Genomic DNA, 22,682 nt, shown 5'->3' with positions numbered 1-22,682 from the left:
GTTCATGGGTGACGCGAGGATCGACATGACCGGTGCTTCCAACCGTCCCCAGGCGGTGACCGTGCTTGGCGCAACCGGCTCTATTGGCACCAGTACCCTGGATGTGCTGGCACGGCATCCCGAGCGCTACCGGGTCCATGCCTTGACCGCTGCGACGCGTCGCGAAGCCTTGCTCGATCAATGCCTGCGTCATCGTCCGCGGGTGGCGGTCCTGAGCCATGAACGGGATGCTGTCTGGCTACGTGGCGAATTGCGTGGTGCCGGCCTCGACACCGAGGTCAAGTCGGGCGAGACGGCTTTGGTCGAGGTGGCCGAAGCCAGTGATGCAGAGGTGGTGATGGCAGCCATCGTAGGGGCTGCCGGGTTACTACCCACGCTCGCTGCAGTGCGTGCTGGCAAACGCGTGCTACTGGCCAACAAGGAGGCTCTGGTGATGTCCGGAGCCCTGTTCATGGATGCCGTTGATCGCCATGGGGCCGTGCTGCTACCCATCGATTCCGAACATAATGCCATTTACCAGTGTCTACCCCCTGAGCATCGCGGCGGGCTGGCCCGGGTGGGGGTGACCCAGTTGCTGTTGACCGCCTCGGGCGGTCCTTTCCTGGGGTGGCAGGCCGGCGATTTGGCGATGGTGACCCCTGAGCAGGCTTGTGCCCACCCCAACTGGTCGATGGGACGCAAGATCTCGGTGGACAGTGCCACCCTGATGAACAAGGGACTGGAATTGATTGAAGCCTGCTGGCTTTTCGACGCTCGGCCCGACCAGGTGAAAGTGGTCGTGCACCCGCAGAGTGTGATCCACTCCATGGTCGCCTACAGCGATGGCTCGGTGATCGCGCAGTTGGGCAATCCCGACATGCGAACGCCGATTGCCTATGGCCTGGCCTGGCCTGAGCGGATCGAGGCGGGAGTCGAGGTTCTGGACCTGTTTCAGGTGGCACGCCTCGATTTCCAGGCGCCCGACGAGGAGGCGTTTCCCTGCCTGCGCTTGGCCCGTGAGGCCATGGATGCGGGGGGGGCTGCCCCTGCCGTGCTCAATGCTGCCAACGAGGTGGCCGTCGAGGCTTTCCTCGCGGGACGCTTGTCGTTCACCGGCATTGCCGAGGTGGTGGAAGGTGTACTCGACGCTTCCCCCTTGCAAGCCGCCACCGAGCTTGAGGCGATCCTCGAGGAGGATCGCCGCGCGCGCGAACGTGCCGAGCGCTACCTGGAACGCTATCGCTAGGAGATTGAACCATGGGCGTGATCCAGAACGTGTTGGCGGTGATCGTGGTCCTGGGCCTGTTGATCACCTTTCACGAATACGGCCACTTTTGGGTCGCCAGGCGTTGTGGCGTCAAGGTGCTGCGTTTCTCGGTGGGCTTCGGCAAGCCGATATGGTCGCGTTACGACCGTCACGGCACCGAATTCGCCGTGGCCGCCATTCCCTTGGGCGGCTACGTCAAGATGCTCGATGAGCGTGAGGCGTCGGTCGCTCCCGAGGAGTTGGATCAGGCTTTCAACCGGAAGAGCGTGTGGCAGCGTATCGCTATCGTCGTTGCCGGGCCACTGGCCAATTTCCTGTTGGCGATCGTCGCCTATTGGTTGCTGTTCGTGGTCGGCACCAGTACGGTCGTTCCGGTTATCGGCAGTGTGATGCCGGGGTCTCCGGCCGACCAGGGTGGGTTGCAGTCGGGGCAGGAGATCGTCGCGGTCCAAGGCGAGTCGGTACATTCGTGGGACGATATCAATCTCAAGTTGGTGGCGGCTATCGGCGCCAGTGGAGAATTGCGCGTGAGCGCCCTCGACGAAGAGGCGAGCGAGGCCCGTGAATATCGGCTCCCGGTGGATGACTGGCTGGTGCGTCAGGATCCCCCGCAGCCATTGACTAGCCTGGGTGTGAACCCTTGGCGACCACCCTACCCAGCGGTATTGGGGCAGGTGCTCGAAGGGGAGGCCGCAGCCCAGGCCGGGTTGCAGGTCGGCGACGAGATCCTGGAGGTGAATGGCGAGCCCGTCGACGACTGGATGCATTTCGTCGACATGGTGCGTGCTAGCCCAGGCGAGACGCTCTCGTTGAAGGTTATGCGCGATGATCGACCCTTGACGATCGAGCTTACACCGGGGCGCAACGAAATCGGTGATGGTGTCGCCATCGGTTATATCGGTGCGGGGGCTGAGCCGGTGGAATGGCCCGAGCGATACCGTCGCGAGATCCGCTATGGGCCGCTGGCAGCCGTCGGACAGTCACTGGCGCGTACCGGCGAGATGTCGTTGTTGACGCTGGACGCCATTCGCAAGATGTTCGTTGGCCTGATTTCTCCGTCGAATCTCTCAGGGCCGATCACCATCGCCCGGGTGGCCGGCGATTCGGCACGCACCGGCCTCGAGAGTTTCATTGGTTTTCTGGCCTATCTGTCGATTAGCCTGGGGATTCTCAACCTGCTACCGATCCCGGTGCTTGATGGTGGCCACCTGGCCTACTACCTGATCGAAGCGGTGCGCGGCAAGCCGGTATCCGAACGAGCCCAGGCTTTGGGGCTGCGTATCGGGTTGGCCCTGGTGGGCGGCTTGATGATGATGGCGTTGTACTTCGATTTGATGAGGCTGTGAACGGCTTGGTACGAGGTCGTGTCCGGCCGATCGCTAGGGGGCAGGAAGCCCAAGGTCTGCTTCAGCAGCCTTGTCATTCACCCGCCCTAATGTATAAGGTGCCTGTTTGACACGCGGGCAGACCCAACTCGAGCGAACCGACTGCATGAAATTCAAGACCATCGGATTGGCGGCGCTGTTGTTTACCAGCGCACAGGTCCAGCTAGCGCTGGCAGAACCTTTCAACGTTTCCGACATTCGAGTGGAAGGCCTGCAACGTGTTTCCGCGGCTTCCGTCTTCAATGCCTTCCCCGTCAGTACCACTGATCGCGTCGATGAGCGAGAGTTGGCCCAAGCGGCGCGAGAGCTTTTCAGAACTGGTTTGTTCGACGATGTCCAGTTGGCTCGCGATGGTGACGTCCTGATCATTCAAGTGGTGGAACGGCCCTTCATCACCGATCTCCAAATCACTGGCAATTCGCAGATTTCCGACGAAGACCTGAGAAAGGGGCTGCGCGAGGTGGGGCTGGCCGAAGGACAGGTGCTGCAACTCTCGACCCTGGAAGAGATCCAGCGCGAGCTCGAGGGACTCTACCAGTCCCAAGGGCGTTACAGCGCTCGCATTTCCGCCGAGGTCGAAGAGATCGACGCGAACCGCGTCCGGGTCAACATCGACATCAATGAAGGCGCGGTGGCCAAGATTCGCCAGATCAATATCGTCGGCAACCAGGCGTTCGACGACGAAACCCTGCGAGATGTCTTCGAACTCGAGGATCGGCCGGGTTGGCTCTTCGGCTGGTTCTCCGATGACGAGTACTCCCGCGAACGTCTCTCCGGTGACCTGGAACGCCTGCGCTCCTATTACATGGACCGTGGCTACGTGAACTTCAACATCGCCTCGACCCAGGTTTCGATCAGCCCCGACAAGTCGCAGATATTCGTTACCATCAATGTCGAGGAAGGGCGTCAGTATCGCCTCGGCGATATTCGTTTTTCCGGCGACTTGAAAATCCCGGAAGCGGAGGCCCGTTCGCTGGTCCAGGCCCAGCCCGGGGAGATCTATTCGCGTAGCGACATCACCGCTTCGTCGGAAGCCCTGCGCTCCCGTCTAGGTGCCGAAGGGTTTGCCTTCGCCAGCGTCGATGGGGTGCCCGAAGTCAGCGAGGACGGTGACAGTGTCGATGTCACCTTCGTGGTCGACCCTGGTCGGCGCGCCTACGTCCGTCGTATCAACTTCGTCGGCAATACCACCACCGAAGATGAGGTCCTGCGCCGCGAGATGATCCAGATGGAGGGCGCGCCAGCCTCCACCGAACAGATCAGCCAGTCGCGCCAGCGCCTCGAACGGCTGGGCTTTTTCCGCCAGGTCGATGTGGAGACTCAGCCGGTGCCCGGAGAGCCGGACCAGCTCGATGTGACTTACAATGTCGAGGAGCAACCCTCTGGCTCGATTTCGGCGAGTATCGGCTTTTCGCAGAGTGCCGGGGTCATTTTCGGGGGGTCGTTGTCGCAAAACAACTTCCTGGGCACGGGTAATCGGGTCAATTTTAGCGCCCAGCGTGGCGATACCTTCACCAGCCTGAACTTCGGCTTCACCGACCCCTACTGGACATTGGATGGCATCTCGCGCGGTTATAACCTGTTCTACCGCAAGACTGACTTCGAAGACTCGGACATTTCCACCTACTCCACCGACTCATATGGTGGCGGGATCAACTTCGGCTATCCGATCAACGAACTCACACGGCTGAACTTCGGCGTCGGCGTCGAGGATCTGACGATCAGGACCTTCAACGATACAGCTTCGGAGATCGTGCGCTATGTCGACGACCAGGGTGCCAATGCCCAGAGTCTCAAGCTGACCGCGAGTTGGACGCGCAACAACCTCAATCGTGGCGTCATGCCCACGGCGGGTAACTATCAGCGCGTATCGCTGGAGACCGCTGCACCGGGCAGCGATGCCGAGTACTACAAGCTGCGCTTCCGAGCCCAGCAGTTCTTTCCGCTCAACGACACCTGGTCACTGAAGTTCGGCACTACCTTGGGTTATGCCGACACCCTGGGTGGTGGCGACCCCTATCCCTTCTACGAGAACTTCTTTTCCGGCGGCCTGGGGTCGGTGCGCGGCTTCACCGGCAACACCCTGGGGCCGCGTACGACCCCGCGCGGCGATGGCACCGACCGCACCCTGGGGGGCAATGTGCTGGTGGAAGGCTCGGCCGAGTTGCTGTTCCCGATACCGTTCATCGAGGATCAGCGTTCCATGCAGGCCGGGTTCTTCGTGGATGCGGGCAATACCTTCCTGACCGAGTGTTATGAGGTACTGGCAGGTGATACCTCGAGCTGCGAGTCGGGTGTCGATGCGGGAGAACTGCGGTACAGTGCGGGTATCGGCTTTTCCTGGCTGACACCGGTCGGGCCGTTGACGTTCAGCGTGGCTGAACCCCTCAACGACAAGGAGGGTGACGACACCCAATTCTTCCAATTCTCGCTGGGACAGACCTTCTGAGGTGCCCCCGGCGATCACGGATCACGAGGAGATCGAACCTATGCGTAAATTGACCGGAGCCCTGTGTGGCGGCCTGCTCGGTATCCTCGCCCTGCCTGTCCAGGCAGCGGATGTGGCGGTGCTGGACTGGCGCGAGGCCTTGATGGCCACCGATTCGGCGCAAAGCTCCATGAACCAGTTGCAGAACCAGATCAGCGGTCAGCAACAGCAGGCCCAGGCCTTGGGACAGGAACTGCAGCAACTGCAACAGCGCCTGCAGCAGGACAGCGCGGTGATGTCGGAAAGCGAGCGTCAGTCCGCCCAGCAGGAACTGCAGCAGAAAGGTGCCCAGTTCCAGCAACTGCGCGGCCAGATCGCCCAGGCTCAGCAGCAGGCCGAGCAACAGTTCCTGCAACAAGCCGAGCCCAAGTTGCAGCAGGCTGTGGATCAGGTCATCAGCCGCCATGACGTAAAGATTTTGGTGGATCGCAATGCAGTGATACATGTCGAAGACGGCCTCGACCTGACCGACGAAGTCACCCAGATCCTCAATTCGCTCGACTGACCAAGGCCGCCCATCAGGCAGTGCTCACGACCACTGATCAGTGAAACGCCCATGAACAATGCCAATGCCCACGCCTTCACGCTGGAAGAGATCGCCCGACGAGTGGGGGCGCGGCTGGTCGGTGATGGCTCTCGGCGCGTCAGCGGCTTGGCGACGCTGAACGATGCCGGGCCCGAGGACATCACTTTCCTGGCCAATCGGGCCTATCTCAAGTTTTTGCCCGATACCAGTGCGGCAGCCGTCCTGCTGCACCCCAACCATGCCGACGACTGCCCGACGGCCTGCCTGACGATGGACAATCCCTACGTGGGGTACGCCAAGTTGTCGGCCCTGTTCGATCCGCTGGCAGCCCGCGATGTCCCGGGGGTTCATCCCACGGCGGTGGTGGCAGAGAGCGCGAGTCTGGGGCGTGACGTGCAGATCGGGCCCCAAGCCGTGATCGAAGACGGTGTCAGACTGGGCGATCGAGTCATCGTTGGACCTGGAAGCGTAGTGGGTTGCGACACGGAGATCGGCGAGGGTTCACGGCTGCATGCCAATGTCACCGTCTGCCATGGCGTGGTGATCGGCAGGCGCGCCATCCTGCACAGCGGCTGCGTGATTGGCGGCGACGGCTTTGGCTTCGCTCATGACGGTGGCCGCTGGCACAAGATCGCTCAGCTTGGGGGCGTGATCCTCGGCGATGACGTTGAGGTCGGCAGTTGTTCGAGCATCGACCGTGGGGCGTTGGGCGACACTATCATCGGTAACGATGTCAAGATCGATAGTCAGGTGCAGATCGCTCACAATGTGCAGATCGGCGATCACTGTGCGCTGGCCGGATGCGTGGGAATCGCCGGTTCGACCAAGGTCGGCAGGAATTGCATGCTGGGCGGCGGGGTCGGGCTGTCTGGACACCTGACCCTTTGCGACGGCGTGCAGGTGACCGGCATGAGCCTGGTCACCAACTCGATTCATCAACCGGGGGTATATTCCTCCGGTACCGGTGCCATGAGCAATGCTCAATGGCGCAAGAACGCGGTGCGCTTCAAGCAGCTAGACGACATCGCCAAGCGACTGACACGTCTCGAGAAGGAACAACGCAGCCGTTGAGTGGCGCGGGATGGGCGCTATAATCCATGGCCCCGCCCAGCCAGGGAGGCGGACACCCGCCATTGCGTGCTCGCCCATCGGGTGAGCATTTCGTTATTTCAGAGGTCGCATCGATGGTAATGGACATCAACGAGATTCGTGAGTATCTGCCCCACCGCTATCCCTTTCTGCTGATCGATCGGGTTCAGGAACTCAAGGTTGGCGAATCCATCGTCGCCTACAAGAATGTCAGTATCAACGAGCCGTTCTTCAACGGCCATTTTCCGCATCATCCGATCATGCCGGGTGTCCTGATCATCGAGGCCATGGCCCAGGCTTGCGGCATCCTTGGGTTCAAGACCGTCAACAAGTTGCCCGCCGACGGTTATGTCTACTACTTGGTGGGTAGTGACAATGCCCGTTTCAAGCGCCCGGTCATGCCCGGCGACCAGTTGCTGTTGGAAGCCAGTGTGATCCGCGGCAAGCGGGGTATCTGGAAGTTCGCCTGCCGTGCCACGGTGGAAGGCGAACTGGCCTGTGAAGCCGACATCATTTGTGCCGAGAGGAAGGTCGCTTGATACATCCCACTGCCATCGTAGACCCTGGGGCCCGCCTGGCCGAGGATGTCGAGGTCGGTCCATTCAGCATCATCGGGCCGGACGTGGAGATCGGAGCCGGAAGTCGGATCGGTCCGCATGTGGTGATCAAGGGCCCCACCCGGCTGGGCGAGCGTACCCGAATTTTTCAGTTCGCCTCGGTGGGCGAAGACTGCCAGGACAAGAAGTACGGCGGCGAGCCGACCTGGCTGGTGGTGGGTGACGACAACGTGATCCGCGAGGGCGTGACCCTGCACCGCGGCACCATACAGGGGCGCAACGAGACGACTATCGGCAGTCGAAACCTGTTCATGGCCTACGCCCATGTCGGCCACGACTGCATGATCGGTGACGACTGCATCCTGGCCAATCAGGTCACCTTGGCTGGCCACGTCACCCTGGGCGACTTCGTCATCCTCGGTGGGCTCTCGGCCATTCACCAATTCTGTCATTTTGGCGCCCATGCCATGGCTGGCGGGGGCTCGATCATCACCAAGGACACACCAGCCTATGTGATGATCAACGGCAACCCGGCCCAGGTGCATGGATTGAACCTGGTGGGACTGAAACGCCGCGGTTTCTCTGCCGAAGCAATCAAGGCCTTGGGCGAGGCCTACAAGCTGGTCTATCGCCAGGGGCTGACCGTCGACCAGGCGCTGAGCGAGATCGAGTCGCGTTTCCAGCGGCACGAGACCGATGCCTTCGTCGCGTCGATTCGGGCGTCCACCCGCGGCATCGTTCGCTAGGCCATGGAGGTGTCAGGCGCAGTGGGCGACACGCGAGGACTGAAGATCTACCTGGTGGCGGGAGAGCTTTCCGGCGATATCCTCGGTGCCGGCTTGATGCGCGCGCTCAAGGCACGTTTCTCCAACGTCGAGTTTCGTGGCATCGGTGGGCCACGCATGATTGCCGAGGGCATGGTCAGCCGCTATCCGCTGGAGACGTTGTCGGTGATGGGGCTGGTCGAGGTGATCAAGCACCTCCCGGGACTGATTCGCGTGCGCCGTGACTTGAAACGTGATGCCCTGGCGTGGCGGCCCGATATCATGCTCGGTATCGATGCCCCCGATTTCAATCTTGGGCTCGAACGCCAACTTCGCGAGAGTGGGATCACCACCGCTCACTACGTCAGCCCCTCGGTCTGGGCCTGGCGACAGAGGCGTGTCAACGGGATCGCTCGCTCAGTGGACGCCATGTTGACCTTCCTGCCCTTTGAGGCCGAATTCTACCGCCGTCATCAGGTGCCGGTTGCCTTTGTCGGTCACCCGCTGGCCGACGAGTTGCCACTGGTCAACGACCGCGAAGCGGCGCGCAAGGCGCTGGGCCTGCCCCCTGACTCGCCGGTATTGGCCGTACTGCCCGGCTCGCGTGCCAACGAAATCCGCTTTCTCGGCGCCACCTTTCTCGATGCCGCCGAGCGTCTGTGCCGACGGCGGCCCGAATTGCAGGTGGTGATTCCCGCGGCCACGCCGAAGCGCCGACAGGAGCTGGAGACACTGCTGGCCGATTACCCGTCTCTTGTCGGGAATGTCATCTTGCTTGACGGGCGCTCGCGCGAGGCCATGGTGGCCAGTGATAGCGTATTGCTGGCTTCGGGCACGGCGGCACTCGAGGCAATGCTGTGTCATCGTGCCATGCTGGTTGCCTACAAGATGGCACCAGCCACGCATTGGTTGGCCAAGCGCCTGGTCAAGACCGAGTGGATTTCGCTGCCCAATCTTATCGCCCGGGAATCGCTGGTGCCGGAGCTGATTCAAGAGGCAGCCAGTGCCACGGCCATTGCCGAGCGACTCGAAGTCATACTTGCCGACCGGGACGGACGTCAGGCGCTGGAAGAGCGCTTCGCACTCATGCACGAGACCCTGCAACGTGGCGCCAGTGCTCGTGCCGCCGAGGCCATCGAAGCGCTGGTCAAAGGACGTGGACTGCCGCAAAGCGTGGCCCCGGAGGTCGCCGATGCCGACTGAGTATCCACCATTGGCCATCGACTATGGCGGCACGCTATTGGCCGGGGTCGATGAGGTGGGACGGGGTCCGCTGGTCGGCGCGGTGGTGGCGGCGGCGGTGATCCTCGACTCGTCGCGTCCCATCGATGGTCTGACGGACTCGAAGGCGCTCAGCGCCGCCCGGCGTGAACGCCTGGCCGACGAAATCCGTGGCAAGGCCCTGGCCTTTGCCGTTGCGGAGGCCTCGGCCCAGGAAATCGACGAACTCAATATCTATCATGCCACGCACTTGGCCATGCGGCGGGCCATCGATGGCTTGACACCGAGTGCCGAGTATCTGCTGGTGGACGGCAACCGCTTGCCCGGGCATCATGTCCCCGGTCAGGCGGTGGTCAAGGGCGATGCCCGTCATCCGGCCATCGCTGCCGCCTCGATTCTGGCCAAGGTGGTACGCGATGCGCAAATGCGTGAACTCGACGCACGCTATCCGGCCTATGGTTTCGCCCGCCACAAGGGCTACCCGACGCCGGAGCACCTGGCAGCACTCGAGCGTCTGGGGCCGTTAGCCGAACATCGCCGCTCCTTTGCCCCAGTCAAGCGGCAACTCGCATTGTTCTGACCTTCGTTTCCTTGTAAACACGAGCCCAATGGCCTTGCTATGACCATGACACCTCCTTTCGTCCATTTGCGCGTGCACAGCGAGTTCTCCCTCGTCGATGGCCTGGTACGCCTGAAGCCGTTGGTGAAGACGACGGTCGAGATGGGTATGCCGGCGGTTACTGTGTCCGACGAGGCCAACCTGTTCGGTTTGGTCAAGCTCTACAAGGCGGCCCAGGGGGAGGGGCTCAAACCGGTCATCAGCGCCGATTTGTGGCTGGCCAATCCGCATGACGAGAGCCACCCTTACCGCCTGACGTTGTTGGCGATGAATGCCGAAGGCTATCGCAACCTCACCGAGCTGATCTCGCGTGGCTGGAGCGAAGGGCAGCATCACGGAGTGGCGATTCTCGACAAGCAATGGATCTTCGCCCAGAACGAGGGGCTGATTGCCCTGTCCGGGGCTCGAGAAGGCGAGATAGGTCGCTTCCTGCTTGCCGACCATGGTCGGGAAGCGCGCGAGTCGCTGGCCGAGTGGCAGCGGTATTTCCCTGACCGCTTCTACCTCGAACTGCAACGCACCGGACGCCAGTACGACGAGGAGTGCGTTCACCTCTCGGTGGAGCTGGCCATGGAGACCGGCACTCCGGTGGTGGCCACCAACGATGTACGCTTTCTCACCCGCGAGGATTTCTGGGCCCATGAGACCCGTGTCGCCATTGGCGAGGGCAAGGCGCTCGACGACCCCCGGCGTGAGCGCCGCTACAGCGAGGAACAGTACCTCAAGAGCCCCGCTGAGATGGCCGAGCTGTTCGTCGACATCCCCGAGGCGCTCGAAAACAGTGTGATGATCGCTGCGCGCTGTAACGTCGACGTGCGCCTGGGTGAGATTTCCCTGCCGGAGTTCCCGATTCCCGAGGGAATGACCCAGGACGAATACTTTCGCAAGGTCTCCCACGACGGTCTCACCGAGCGTCTCGACCAGCTCTTCGAGGGGCCCGATGCAATATATGCCGGCCGTTCCCGCGCCGAGCACGAGCCCGCCTACCGCAAGCGGCTGGATTTCGAGCTCGACATCATCATTCAGATGGGCTTTCCGGGCTACTTCCTGATCGTGATGGACTTCATCCAGTGGGCCAAGGACAACGACGTGCCGGTGGGGCCGGGGCGCGGGTCCGGAGCTGGTTCGCTGGTGGCCTACGCACAGAAGATCACCGATCTCGATCCACTGGAATACGATCTGCTGTTCGAACGCTTCCTCAACCCCGAGCGTGTCTCGATGCCTGACTTCGATGTCGACTTCTGCATGGAGAAGCGCGACCGGGTCATCGACTATGTAGCCGAACGTTACGGCCGTGATGCGGTGTCGCAGATCGTCACCTTCGGCACCATGGCTGCCAAGGCGGTGGTGCGTGACGTGGCCCGCGCTCAGGGCAAGCCCTATTCGCTGGGTGACAAGCTCTCCAAGCTGATCCCTTTCGAAGTCGGCATGACGCTCGCCAAGGCCGTGGAACAGGAGCCGGCACTGGTCGAGTTTCTGGAGAACGACGAGGAAGCCCAGGAAATCTGGGATATGGCGGTCAAGCTCGAGGGCATCACCCGCGGCACTGGTAAGCATGCCGGTGGGGTGGTGATCGCCCCCACCAAGCTTACCGATTTCTCGCCGCTGCTGTGCGAGGAAGATGGCAGCGGCCTGGTGGTGCAGTTCGACAAGAACGACATCGAGGAAGCCGGGCTGGTCAAGTTCGACTTCCTCGGCTTGCGTACCCTGACCATCATCGACTGGGCGCTGGAGATGGTCGATGAGGTACGACGTCGTGAGGGCCATGAGCCGCTCGACATCAACAGTATCGCGCTCGACGACGGACCGACCTTCGAGATGCTCAAGAAGGCCGAAACCACGGCGGTGTTCCAGCTCGAATCGCGTGGCATGAAGGAACTGATCAAGCGCCTGCAGCCCGATTCGCTGGAGGATATGATCGCCTTGGTGGCGCTGTTCCGCCCGGGGCCGCTGCAATCGGGCATGGTCGATGACTTCATCAACCGCAAGCATGGCCGTGCCGAGATTTCCTACCCCCATCCGGACTATCAGCATGAATGGCTCAAGCCAGTGCTCGAGCCCACCTACGGCATCATCCTCTATCAGGAGCAGGTGATGCAGATCGCCCAGGTGCTGGCTGGGTATACGCTGGGGCAGGCCGACATGCTGCGCCGGGCGATGGGCAAGAAGAAACCCGAGGAGATGGCCAAGCAGCGGGCCGGCTTCATGGAAGGCTGTGCGGCCAACGGTATCGACAAGGAGTTGGCCGGCAATATCTTCGACCTGGTGGAGAAATTTGCCGGTTACGGCTTCAACAAGTCGCATTCGGCGGCTTACGGCCTGGTTTCCTACCAGACCGCCTGGCTCAAGACCCATTATCCGGGGCCGTTCATGGCTGCGGTGTTGTCCACCGAGATGGACAACCTCGACAAAGTGGTACCGCTGATCGAGGAGTGCCGCAATCAGGGATTGACCGTCACTCCACCGGACGTCAATGTCGGTGGTTACAAGTTCACTGTCGATGATCAGCATCGTGTCGTCTACGGTCTCGGCGCCATTCGTGGTGTCGGTGAGGGGCCGATCGGCGCCATCGTTGAAGCTCGCGATGCGGATGGCCCGTTCAAGGACTTGTTCGATTTCTGTCGTCGTGTCGACCCCAAGCGACTCAACAAACGCACCCTGGAGGCATTGATTCGTTCCGGGGCGCTGGACAACCTGGGGCCTTCTCGCGCGGTGCTTGCCGCGGCGCTCGACGCGGCGCTCAAGGCAGCGGCCCAGAACTTGACCAACCAGAACCTAGGTATGGTCGACATGTTCGGCGATGCCTTCGTGGATGAGGAGGCTGGTGATGCCTACGCCGATTATCGCGCTGTGCGTGACTGGAGCGACAAGGAGCGTCTGGCCGGCGAGAAGGAAACCCTCGGGCTTTATCTGACTGGCCACCCCATCGACGAGTACGAGCACGAACTCAAGCGTTTCGTCTCCACCCGTATCTCCGATCTCAAGCCTTCGCGCGAACCGCAGCGGGTCGCGGGCCTGGTCGTGGGGCTGCGTACCATGAAGTCCAAGCGTGGCGACACCATGGCTTTCGTTACCCTGGATGATCGCACCGGTCGTATTGAGGCCTCCCTGTTCGGAGAACTGTTCGAGCAGTTGCGTGGCCGCCTGGACACCGACCAGGTGTTGATAGTCGAAGGGGAGGTCGCAAGCGACGACTACTCTGGAGGCCTGCGCTTGCGTGGCAAGGAGATCACCCCGATGGTCGCGGCCCGGGCCCGCTACGGCGAAGCGGTGGAGCTCTCGGTGGACGGCGCCTTGACCAACGGTCGCCTGATCGACACCCTGCGCGACAGTCTGGCGCCGTATCGCGATAGTGCCGGCTTGCCGGTACGACTGGAATATCGCAATACCGCAGCCAGGGGCTGGCTGGAGTTGTCCGAAGAGTGGCGTGTCGCCCCCTCCGACGAGCTGTTGATCGCCCTGCGAGATGTGGAAGGCCAGGATGGAGTACGCCTCAAGTACCGTTGAGTATGAAAACGCTCATCACCTGGTGTGCCTTGCGCCAAATGACCAAGCTGCGATAATGCCTGACACTTTTGCGACCTTTTCACGACAGCCGTGGCCTCAGGCTGCCAGACTCCCAACAAGCTGAACTTCTATGAATCCCAACTATCTTGATTTTGAACAGCCCATTGCCGAGCTGCAGGCGAAGATCGAGGAGCTGCGGCTGGTCGGCAACGATAGCAAGATCAATATCAACGACGAGATCGGCAAGCTCGAGGAAAAGAGCAAGAAACTGACCGAACAGATCTTCCGTGACCTCACGGCCTGGCAGGTCTCGCAGCTCTCGCGGCATCCCAAGCGGCCCTACACCCTCGACTATCTCGAGCATATCTTCACCGATTTCGACGAGCTGCACGGCGATCGCCATTTCGCCGACGATGCCGCCATCGTGGGAGGCGTGGCGCGCCTCGATGACAAGCCGGTAATGGTCATCGGCCATCAGAAGGGGCGCGATGTCAAGGACAAGGTGCGCCGCAACTTCGGCATGCCGCGCCCGGAAGGTTACCGCAAGGCATGCCGCCTGATGGAGATGGCCGAACGTTTCAGGATGCCGGTGCTGACTTTCATCGACACCCCAGGCGCCTATCCGGGTATCGATGCCGAGGAGCGTGGCCAGAGCGAGGCCATCGCCTACAACCTGGCGGTGATGTCACGGCTGAAGACCCCCATCGTCTCCACTGTGGTCGGCGAGGGCGGTTCCGGCGGAGCGCTGGCCATTGGCGTATGCGATGAACTGCAGATGCTGCAGTATTCCACCTATTCGGTGATCTCGCCGGAAGGTTGTGCCTCCATTCTATGGAAGAGCGCCGAGAAGGCCTCCGAGGCCGCCCATGCCATGGGCATCACCGCCGAACGTCTCAAGGAACTGGGCTTCGTCGATACTCTGATCGAGGAACCGCTTGGCGGCGCGCATCGACATCCGATCACTACCGCCGAACGTGTCAAGAAGGCCCTGCTAGACAGCCTGGATCGGTTGGGATCAATGGATGTGGATGCCTTGCTGAAGCGCCGGTATGAGCGGCTGATGAGCTATGGAGCGCCTGCCTGATCGGTCAGAGGCTAGTCTTGCGACGCCTCTATCCCGATCAGCAGCCTTTCTGCGCTCGAAGCGGGTCCGCGAGCTGGGATGGAGCCTCGTTCGGGAGCGATCTGAGCGGGAGCTTACACATGTCACTTCAAGCCTTGATCGATAACGCCCTGGCGGAGACCCCGCCGGGGCGTCCTGTCTGGGTTGCCCTGTCTGGTGGCCTGGACTCCAGCCTGTTGCTGACTCTGGCAGCGTGTGCCGCCCACCGCCAGCCCCGCCCCATTTATGCGCTGCACGTGCACCACGGCTTGCAGGTCGCCGCCGAGGATTTCGAGCGCCATAGCCGACGTTTGTGCTCGCGGCTTGGGGTGCCGTTGTTCGTCGAGCACGTTGTGGTGGCGAAGGACAGCGGGTTGGGCTGGGAAGGTGCGGCACGCGAGGCGCGTTATGGGGCTTTCGCCCGACGAGTGGCCGCCGGCGAAACGCTATGGCTGGCCCAGCATCGCAAGGACCAGGCCGAAACCTTTCTCCTCGCGGCCCTGCGTGGCAGTGGTGTGCGTGGATTGGCAGCGATGCCCGGCGCGAGGATCTGGCAAGGGCGTCATCTCGTGCGCCCCTGGCTCGATGTTTCGCGTGAGAAGCTGGAAGCCGAGGCAGTGCTACGTGGCCTGGACTGGGTAGAGGATCCGAGCAATGTCGATGTCGGCCTGGATCGCAATTTCCTGCGCCACCGAGTGTTGCCACTCCTGAAGCACCGCTGGCCAACCGCCGAAGCCTCGCTGGCACAGACGGCGACTTGGGCTGGCGAGGCCGATGCACTGCTGGCGGAACTTGCAGCCCAGGATCTGTCGCGGGCCGGGAATGAAGCAGCCCGCCTGCCGCTGTCGTTTCTCACCTCGCTATCGGTACCGCGCCAACGGCTGCTGATTCGTCATTGCTGCGAACATTTGGGATTGGCGGTGCCTCCTGCCTCGCGTCTGGCAACCCTGATCGAACAACTGGAGGCCCGGCACGATGCTGGGGTGCATGTGAATTGGAATGGGGGGGAAGCGCGTGTATGGCGGGGATGTCTCTATCTTCAGGCCCCCGTGATGGACTTGCCAGCCGATTGGCAACAGCAGTGGGATGGTCGAGCAACGTTGCAGACCCCGGTCGGGCTGTTGAACGTCGCGTTGGAGAAGGAGCCAGGGGGAGACGCCAACCTGATCCTGAGGTCGCGTCGAGGCGGCGAATGCCTGCGTTTGCCGGGACGTGGGCGGCGAGACCTCAAGCGCTTGCTGCAGGAATACGCGGTGCCCCCTTGGCAGCGTGGGCGGCTATTGGTGGCCTGGCACGGCGACCACGTGGTCGCCGTGCTCGGAGATGGGTTACCCGAGGGTGGGGTCACGGCCGTAGGCTGGCGACTGCTTCCAGTGAAGGCTCGATCGACAGCCGGAAACCCGCCGCACGCTGATACTCGGCCTCCTGCTCGAGATCATTGATCACCAGTGCCTGATCGCCCAGCGCATCGAGTTCCAGGTGCAGGTCGTCACCACTGGCGCGTAAACGGAAGTCGCGCACCGGCTGCTCGGGGCGTGAATGATTGAGGATCACTGCCAGGCGCAGCAAGCGTGCTAGTCGGCCCAACGTTGTCCGATTGGTGTTGAGGTTGTCGAGGTCCTTGAGGGGAAACTTGCGACGATGGGCACGTACCAGGAAAGCCAGGGCCTGTTGCTCCGGTCGGGAGAAGCCTGGCAAGTCGGAGTTTTCCAGCAGGTAGGCGCCATGCCGATGAAACTGGCTATGCGAAATGGCCAGGCCGATTTCATGCAACTGGCCGGCCCAACCGAGAAACTGGCCCTGACTCTCGTCGATTCGCCAGTCCGCCTGGACCTGGGTCAGGGCCTCCCGGGCGGTGGCGGCGACGTTGTCGGCTTGGCGGTCGTCGACACCATAGCGTCTGCGCAGGATGGCTAGCGTCTGCAGGCGCGAGTCTTCGGCGGTATGGCGACCGGCCAGGTCATAGAGCACTCCTTCGCGCAAGGCGCCGTCGGAATAACGCATATGGTCGAGTTCGAAAGCCTCGAAGATAGCGCACAGGATAGCGATGCCGGCGGGGAAGACCGCTGCACGATCTTCCTTTAGGCCATCCATGGCGACCCGATCGAGCTGTTTGCACTTGATCAGGCGCTTGCGCAACGTCAGCAAACCTTCACGTTCGATCATGCCTTCGGGACTTTCGCCGCTGGTGGCGAGCACCGCGGCCGCTGCCTTGATGGTGCCGCTTGAGCCAACCGGGTCCACCCAGCCCAGTTCGCAGAAATGACGGCGAATATTGGCCAACTCGGAAAGTGCCGTGAGCTCGGCCCTGCGAAACCGCTTTTCGGTGATTTCGCCGTCGGCGAAAAAGCGCTTGGTGAAGGCGACGCAGCCCATATCCAGGCTCTCCAGTGCCAGCGGCTCGAACTTCTCGCCAATAATGAACTCCGTGGACCCTCCGCCGATGTCGACGATCAGCCGCCGGCCAAGCACATCGGCCAGGGCATGGGCGGCGCCCAGGTAGATCAGGCGGGCCTCTTCGCGGCCGGCGATGACCTCGATGTCGTGACCCAGTAGTGCTTCGGCTCGTTCGATGAGGGTGTGGCTATTGGTGGCGGCTCGCAGTGCATTGGTACCGACGACTCGCAAGTGGGCGGGGGGGATGCCGTCGATAAAAGGGGCGAAGCGCGCCAGACAGTCGAGAGCACGCCCTATGGCGTCCTCGCTCAGGCGGTTCTGGGCATCGAGCCCGGCGGCGAGCTGCACCTTTTCGCCAAGTTTGGCAACGACCTGCAACTCGTCATCGAGATAATTGGCGACCAGGAGGTGGAAACTGTTGGAGCCCAGGTCGATGGCAGCGAGACGGCGCGGTCCCTGGGCGGGCATCCTGCGCATGGCCGTATCACGGGTCATGTAGCGTTCCTTTGATCTGGATAGGTCAAGGTTGCGGGGCGCCCGGGAGCTTGTCAATCGTCACCCGGAAAGAGGGTCGGCCCGTTCGAATGCTATGGAGAAATACGTACAGGGCTTGCGTTTGTCCGCGCGCTTGACTACCATCGAGACGTTCGCCTGTTCCGAATAGCTTCCCGACCGCGTCGCGGTCTAGTTTCCAAGCCGTCAGACAGCCCGCTGATTACGTTTCGTGATCATGAGCATGGCATCATGAGCCGCTCGTCAGGCGACATGAATATTGCTTCCCTCGATTCCGGTATCGCCTCATGGTGTTTCTGTGTGAAACGGCCATCAGGCGAGCACACCTCGAGAGCGAATGCCTTCCGGGCTCTGAACGCACCACGCGGCGTATCGTCACCGCCTCCTGTCTTTTTTCCCGGCGCCTTGCCGCCACGCTGACACGAGCAATTTCTGAACAAACGATGAATCTTACCGAACTCAAGCAAAAGTCCGTGCCGGAGCTTCTGGATATCGCCCGGGAGATGGGCATCGATAACCTCGCCCGGTCACGCAAGCAGGACATCATCTTCGCCATTCTCAAGAAGCATGCCAAGAGTGGCGAAGACATCTATGGCGATGGCGTGCTGGAGATCCTTCAGGATGGCTTCGGCTTCCTGCGAAGCGCCGATAGTTCCTACCTCGCCGGGCCCGACGACATCTATGTCTCGCCATCGCAGATTCGACGCTTCAACCTGCGCAAGGGCGACTCCATTTCCGGCAAGATTCGTCCGCCCAAGGAAGGCGAGCGTTATTTCGCGCTGTTGAAGGTCAGCCAGATCAACTTCGACAAGCCCGAGAACGCCAAGCACAAGATCCTGTTCGAGAACCTGACACCGCTGTTCCCCCAGGAACGCCTGGTGATGGAGCTCGGCAGTGGCTCCACCGAGGATATCACGGCGCGAATCATCGATCTCACCGCACCCATCGGCAAGGGCCAACGCGGTCTGATCGTCTCGCCGCCCAAGGCGGGCAAGACCCTGATGTTGCAGAACATCGCCACGTCGATCACTCGCAACAATCCCGAGTGCCATCTGATCGTGCTGTTGATCGACGAGCGCCCCGAGGAAGTGACCGAGATGTCGCGTACGGTGCGCGGCGAGGTGGTGGCCTCGACCTTCGATGAGCCTCCGGCACGCCACGTCCAGGTCGCCGAGATGGTCATCGAGAAGGCCAAGCGCCTGGTCGAGCACAAGCGTGACGTGGTGATCCTGCTCGACTCCATCACCCGCCTGGCACGCGCCTACAACACTGTGGTGCCGTCCTCGGGCAAGGTACTCACCGGTGGTGTCGACGCGCATGCTCTGGAAAAGCCCAAGCGCTTTTTCGGTGCGGCGCGCAACATCGAGGAGGGTGGCAGCCTGACCATCATCGCCACTGCCCTGGTCGATACCGGCTCCAAGATGGATGAAGTGATCTTCGAGGAGTTCAAGGGCACCGGCAACATGGAAGCCCACCTCGACCGCAAGCTTGCCGAGCGTCGCGTCTATCCGGCGATCAACATCCGCCGCTCCGGCACGCGCCGCGAGGACCTGATCGCCTCCGAGGACGAGATGCAGCGCATGTGGATCCTGCGCAAGCTGCTCAACCCAATGGACGATACCGCGGCCACGGAATTCCTCATCGATCGTCTCAAGGATACGAAGACCAATCTCGAGTTTTTCGAGGCCATGAAGAGGAGATAAGGGGGAATTCACCTTGTCTTCGCATCGCTGATTGCGCTCTTGACCGACGCGGGCGGCGGAGAATGAACGGAAAATCGAAGGGGCAGATGCTATTCTGCCCCTTTCGTCGTTCGGGTAACGGGAAACTGGATGAAGTATAAGGACTTGCGCGAGTTCATCGCCGCCCTCGAGGAGATGGGCGAGCTCCAGCGGGTCACCGCCGAGGTCGATCCCTATCTGGAAATCACCGAGATCTGCGATCGCACCCTGCGTGCGGGCGGTCCGGCGCTATTGTTCGAGAACGTCAAGGGTCATGCCATGCCGCTGCTCGGCAACCTGTTCGGGACACCCAGGCGGGTCGCGCTGGGAATGGGGCAGGACTCGGTGGAGGCGCTTCGCGAGGTAGGCAAACTCTTGGCCTTCCTCAAGGAGCCCGACCCGCCCAAGGGGTTTCGTGATGCCTGGGACAAGTTGCCGATATTCAAACAGGTGATGAGCATGGGGCCCAAGACCCTGCGCTCCGCGCCGGTGCAGGACGTGGTGCTGGAAGGCGATGATGTCGATCTCGACCGGCTGCCGATCCAGCACTGCTGGCCCGGTGACGTGGCACCGCTAGTGACTTGGGCGTTGGTGGTCACCAAGGGGCCTCACAAATCTCGCCAGAACCTGGGCATCTATCGCCAGCAGAAGCTTGGCAAGAACCGCCTGATCATGCGCTGGCTATCGCATCGCGGTGGCGCGCTGGATTTCAAGGAGTGGTGCCAGGCTCATCCAGGGGAGCCGTTCCCGGTGGCTGTGGCGCTGGGCGCCGATCCGGCGACCATTCTCGGCGCGGTGACGCCGGTACCGGATTCGCTCTCCGAATATGCCTTTGCCGGATTGCTGCGTGGCTCGCGCACTGAGCTGGTGAAGTGCGGCCATGCCGACCTGGAGGTGCCAGCCTCGAGCGAGATCATTCTCGAAGGCTTCATCCATCCCGACGATACTGCCCCCGAAGGCCCCTATGGCGATCACACCGGCTATTACAACGAGGTCGAGACCTTCCCCGTGTTCACGGTGGAGCGAATCACCCATCGCCGCGATCCCATCTACCATTCAACCTACACCGGGCGGCCGCCGGACGAGCCGGCGGTACTGGGGTTGGCGCTCAACGAAGTGTTCGTACCCATCCTGCAGAAGCAGTTTCCCGAGATCGTAGACTTCTATTTGCCACCCGAAGGTTGTTCCTACCGAATGGCGGTGGTCACCATGAAGAAGCAGTATCCGGGGCATGCCAAGCGCGTGATGATGGGAGTGTGGAGCTTCTTGCGCCAGTTCATGTATACCAAGTTCGTGGTGGTGCTCGACGACGATGTCGATGCTCGTGACTGGCAGGATGTGATTTGGGCCATCACCACCCGCATGGATCCGGCCCGTGATACGGTAATGGTCGAAAATACGCCCATCGACTATCTGGATTTCGCTTCGCCGGTGGCCGGCTTGGGCTCGAAGATGGGATTGGACGCGACCAGCAAGTGGCCCGGTGAGACCGAGCGCGAATGGGGCACGCCCATCGTGATGGATGAAACGATCAAGGCTCGGGTGGAGGCTCGTTGGGACGAGTTGGGTATCACGTTGCCTGGGCCATCCCCTGTCAACCACAAGAGGACACCATGACGGCCAGGACCCTGACCTGCCAAGTCACGGCGGTGGAAGATCTCACCCCGGACGTCTTTCGCGTACATCTGGAAGGCCGCGCCGAGGCCATGGCCCATGCGCCTGGTCAGTATCTCGAGTTGAAGCTCGATGATGGGGTTTGGGTGCCGTTCTCCATCGCCAATGCGCACCTTGGCGATGGCACGCTCGAATTGCATATCCAGCACTGGCCGGAACGCACCAATTCGGCACGCCTGCGTGAGATGATGCAGCATGCGGCCCAGCTCACCCTGCGCTTGCCACAGGGTGAGTGCGTGCTCGACGATACCAGTCGCCGTCCGCTGGTGTTGATCGCCGCTGGTACCGGTTTCGCGCAGATGAAGGCAATCATCGAGGCGGCCTTGAGGCAGGACGCATCACGTTCGATCGATCTTTGGTGGGCGGTGCGCGAGCGTCGTGACTTGTACCTGGAAAGCTTGGCCAGGGAGTGGGCGGCCGACTACTCGAATTTCCATTTCCACGGCGTAACCGAGGCAGCCGTGGAAGAAGGGTTCGACGATAGCCGCGTGACCGGCCATACGGGACGCATCGACAAAGTGTTGGCGCGCGATCTTGGCGATGTCCAAGGACATGATGTCTATGTTTCCGGTTCACCCGGAATGGTTTATGCCTGCATCGATGTGCTGGCATCGCTTGGACTCGAGGCTTCACGGGTGTTCTCGGACGTCTTCTCCTATGCACCACGCATGCCCCTGGTGCCGACAGTGGGCAGCTTGAAGCGGGAAACTGGCTCATGAGTGCCTCACCGATCCTGATCACCGGCGGTGCCCGACGCTTGGGACGTCACTGCGCCGAACGCCTGCTCGACGACGGCCACCCGGTGATCATCAGTTATCGCCGTGAGCGGGACGAACTCGAAGCGTTGCGTCGTCGCGGCGTGGCGACCCTGCAAGCCGATTTTGCCAGTGAAGCGGGGATTCTCGATTTCATCGCGCGTCTCAAGACCGAGACGGACACGCTGCGCGCCATTGTGCATAATGCCAGTGATTGGACGCCCGACAGCCCAGGCGATGACGCCGGGGCCAACTTCGAACGGCTGTTCCGGGTGCACATGCAGGCCCCCTACCTGATCAACCTGCACTGTCGCGAGCTGCTCGCGGCCTGTCCTGAACCTCTGCGCGACATCGTGCACATGAGCGACTATGTGGCGCGCAGGGGCTCGAAGAAACATGTCGCCTATGCCGCGACAAAGGCCGGTCTCGACAACCTGACGCTGTCGTTTGCCGCCATGTACGCGCCGAGCATACAGGTCAACGCCATCGCCCCGGCGTTGGTCATGCTGGGAGAGGACGACGATGCCGCCTATGCCGAGAAGGCCATGGCCAAATCGGCCATGCGGATGATTCCCGGCCCTGGGGTTGTCTACCAGAGCCTGCGCTACTTGCTTGACAATCGCTACGTGACCGGTGTGACGCTGCCTGTCGATGGCGGCCGCCATCTACGTTAGAATGACACACCCTCGACTTTGGTTTATCAGGAGAGACGGAAATGACAGAATACGATCCTAACTTCAAGGACGAAAGTGGTTTGTTGTCCGTGTTCCTGGGACTCGCTGTCCTGGTTGGCATGAGTGCCTTGCCGGCAACCATCGGCTGGGTGCAGCTTCTGGGCTGAGCCGGGCTTGTCAACGGCGCTCAGCCGTGTAGGATAAAAGACAGTTCGTCTGGAGTCAGCCCATGACCATCGATCTCGCCAACCAGCCATTCAACGTGACGCCTGCTTGCGGCGTAACGTTGCGTGCGCCGTTGGCAGGACGTTCATTCTGGTATTGGGGCTATTGGTTTAGCGCCGGCGTGCCGGCGGCGAGGTCGGATTGACCTGAACCGCGAGGCGCGCCCCACTACGGGTTGCCTCCTCCAGTCTCTCACCCCCGGTTGGCAACCCGACCGGG

19 protein-coding genes are annotated in these 22,682 nt (G+C 61.7%); 18 read left to right on the top strand and 1 reads right to left on the bottom strand.

Annotated features, from left to right (window positions below; all coding sequences use genetic code 11):
- The first annotated feature begins 4 nt into the window (after positions 1–4).
- The 12 genes from ispC (at position 5) to tilS (ending at position 15,946) form a co-directional block, all read left to right on the top strand.
- The gene (gene ispC / locus IE093_RS13225) at positions 5–1,225 is read left to right on the top strand and encodes a 1-deoxy-D-xylulose-5-phosphate reductoisomerase (protein ID WP_229803557.1); all 1,221 of its coding nucleotides are present in this window, start codon (positions 5–7) and stop codon (positions 1,223–1,225) included.
- Between the two features lie 11 nt (positions 1,226–1,236).
- Positions 1,237–2,592, top strand: coding sequence for an RIP metalloprotease RseP (rseP, locus tag IE093_RS13220; RefSeq protein ID WP_189469959.1), 1,356 nt, complete (start codon positions 1,237–1,239; stop codon positions 2,590–2,592).
- Between the two features lie 145 nt (positions 2,593–2,737).
- Positions 2,738–5,080: an outer membrane protein assembly factor BamA gene (bamA, locus tag IE093_RS13215; RefSeq protein WP_189469957.1), complete on the top strand. Its 2,343-nt coding sequence runs from the start codon at positions 2,738–2,740 to the stop codon at positions 5,078–5,080.
- Positions 5,081–5,120: 40 nt separating this feature from the next.
- Positions 5,121–5,624 (top strand): OmpH/Skp family outer membrane protein, encoded by a 504-nt coding sequence (locus IE093_RS13210; RefSeq protein WP_189469955.1) that lies wholly within the window; start codon positions 5,121–5,123, stop codon positions 5,622–5,624.
- 51 nt (positions 5,625–5,675) lie between these two features.
- Positions 5,676–6,716 (top strand): UDP-3-O-(3-hydroxymyristoyl)glucosamine N-acyltransferase, encoded by a 1,041-nt coding sequence (gene lpxD, locus IE093_RS13205; protein ID WP_189469952.1) that lies wholly within the window; start codon positions 5,676–5,678, stop codon positions 6,714–6,716.
- A gap of 113 nt (positions 6,717–6,829) precedes the next feature.
- Positions 6,830–7,273, top strand: a complete 444-nt coding sequence (gene fabZ, locus IE093_RS13200) for a 3-hydroxyacyl-ACP dehydratase FabZ (protein ID WP_189469950.1) — start codon at positions 6,830–6,832, stop codon at positions 7,271–7,273.
- Complete coding sequence (gene lpxA, locus IE093_RS13195) at positions 7,270–8,037, top strand: acyl-ACP--UDP-N-acetylglucosamine O-acyltransferase (protein WP_189469948.1); 768 nt, start codon at positions 7,270–7,272, stop codon at positions 8,035–8,037. Before fabZ ends, lpxA begins: the two co-directional genes overlap by 4 nt.
- 39 nt (positions 8,038–8,076) lie before the next feature.
- Positions 8,077–9,258, top strand: coding sequence for a lipid-A-disaccharide synthase (gene lpxB, locus IE093_RS13190; protein ID WP_229803565.1), 1,182 nt, complete (start codon positions 8,077–8,079; stop codon positions 9,256–9,258).
- Entirely contained in the window at positions 9,248–9,856 is a 609-nt protein-coding gene (gene rnhB / locus IE093_RS13185) for a ribonuclease HII (protein WP_189469945.1), read from the top strand. The genes lpxB and rnhB overlap by 11 nt, the downstream gene beginning before the upstream one ends.
- 45 nt (positions 9,857–9,901) lie before the next feature.
- Complete coding sequence (gene dnaE, locus IE093_RS13180; RefSeq protein ID WP_189470058.1) at positions 9,902–13,402, top strand: DNA polymerase III subunit alpha; 3,501 nt, start codon at positions 9,902–9,904, stop codon at positions 13,400–13,402.
- 130 nt (positions 13,403–13,532) lie between these two features.
- Complete coding sequence (accA, locus tag IE093_RS13175) at positions 13,533–14,486, top strand: acetyl-CoA carboxylase carboxyl transferase subunit alpha (protein ID WP_189469943.1); 954 nt, start codon at positions 13,533–13,535, stop codon at positions 14,484–14,486.
- A gap of 119 nt (positions 14,487–14,605) precedes the next feature.
- Positions 14,606–15,946 (top strand): tRNA lysidine(34) synthetase TilS, encoded by a 1,341-nt coding sequence (gene tilS / locus IE093_RS13170; RefSeq protein ID WP_189469941.1) that lies wholly within the window; start codon positions 14,606–14,608, stop codon positions 15,944–15,946.
- Here the strand turns inward: tilS and ppx are convergent.
- Positions 15,849–17,396 carry an exopolyphosphatase gene (ppx, locus tag IE093_RS13165; protein ID WP_229803555.1) on the bottom strand — a complete coding sequence of 516 codons (1,548 nt, stop codon included), beginning with the start codon at positions 17,394–17,396 and terminating at the stop codon, positions 15,849–15,851. The two genes, tilS and ppx, sit on opposite strands and share 98 nt — an antisense overlap.
- Before the next feature lie 461 nt (positions 17,397–17,857).
- On the opposite strand from ppx, the gene rho reads away from it, so the two are divergent.
- From rho to IE093_RS13140, 6 genes are all read left to right on the top strand, one after another.
- Positions 17,858–19,117, top strand: coding sequence for a transcription termination factor Rho (rho, locus tag IE093_RS13160; RefSeq protein WP_189469939.1), 1,260 nt, complete (start codon positions 17,858–17,860; stop codon positions 19,115–19,117).
- 129 nt (positions 19,118–19,246) lie between these two features.
- Positions 19,247–20,752: a 4-hydroxy-3-polyprenylbenzoate decarboxylase gene (gene ubiD, locus IE093_RS13155; RefSeq protein ID WP_189469937.1), complete on the top strand. Its 1,506-nt coding sequence runs from the start codon at positions 19,247–19,249 to the stop codon at positions 20,750–20,752.
- Positions 20,749–21,528, top strand: coding sequence for an NAD(P)H-flavin reductase (locus IE093_RS13150; protein WP_189469935.1), 780 nt, complete (start codon positions 20,749–20,751; stop codon positions 21,526–21,528). The genes ubiD and IE093_RS13150 overlap by 4 nt, the downstream gene beginning before the upstream one ends.
- A complete protein-coding gene (gene folM / locus IE093_RS13145) occupies positions 21,525–22,238 on the top strand; it encodes a dihydromonapterin reductase (protein ID WP_189469933.1) in 714 nt (237 codons plus the stop codon). Before IE093_RS13150 ends, folM begins: the two co-directional genes overlap by 4 nt.
- Before the next feature lie 41 nt (positions 22,239–22,279).
- The gene (locus IE093_RS22665) at positions 22,280–22,405 is read left to right on the top strand and encodes a hypothetical protein (protein ID WP_268247401.1); all 126 of its coding nucleotides are present in this window, start codon (positions 22,280–22,282) and stop codon (positions 22,403–22,405) included.
- A 62-nt stretch (positions 22,406–22,467) separates the two neighbouring features.
- Positions 22,468–22,608 (top strand): hypothetical protein, encoded by a 141-nt coding sequence (locus IE093_RS13140; protein WP_189469931.1) that lies wholly within the window; start codon positions 22,468–22,470, stop codon positions 22,606–22,608.
- Positions 22,609–22,682: the final 74 nt, after the last annotated feature.

It is taken from the genome of Litchfieldella qijiaojingensis, from assembly GCF_014651875.1.
Lineage (GTDB): Bacteria > Pseudomonadota > Gammaproteobacteria > Pseudomonadales > Halomonadaceae > Litchfieldella > Litchfieldella qijiaojingensis.
The sequence above is the reverse complement of the archived record's forward strand: the minus strand, read 5'-3'. Positions and strand labels throughout refer to the sequence as shown.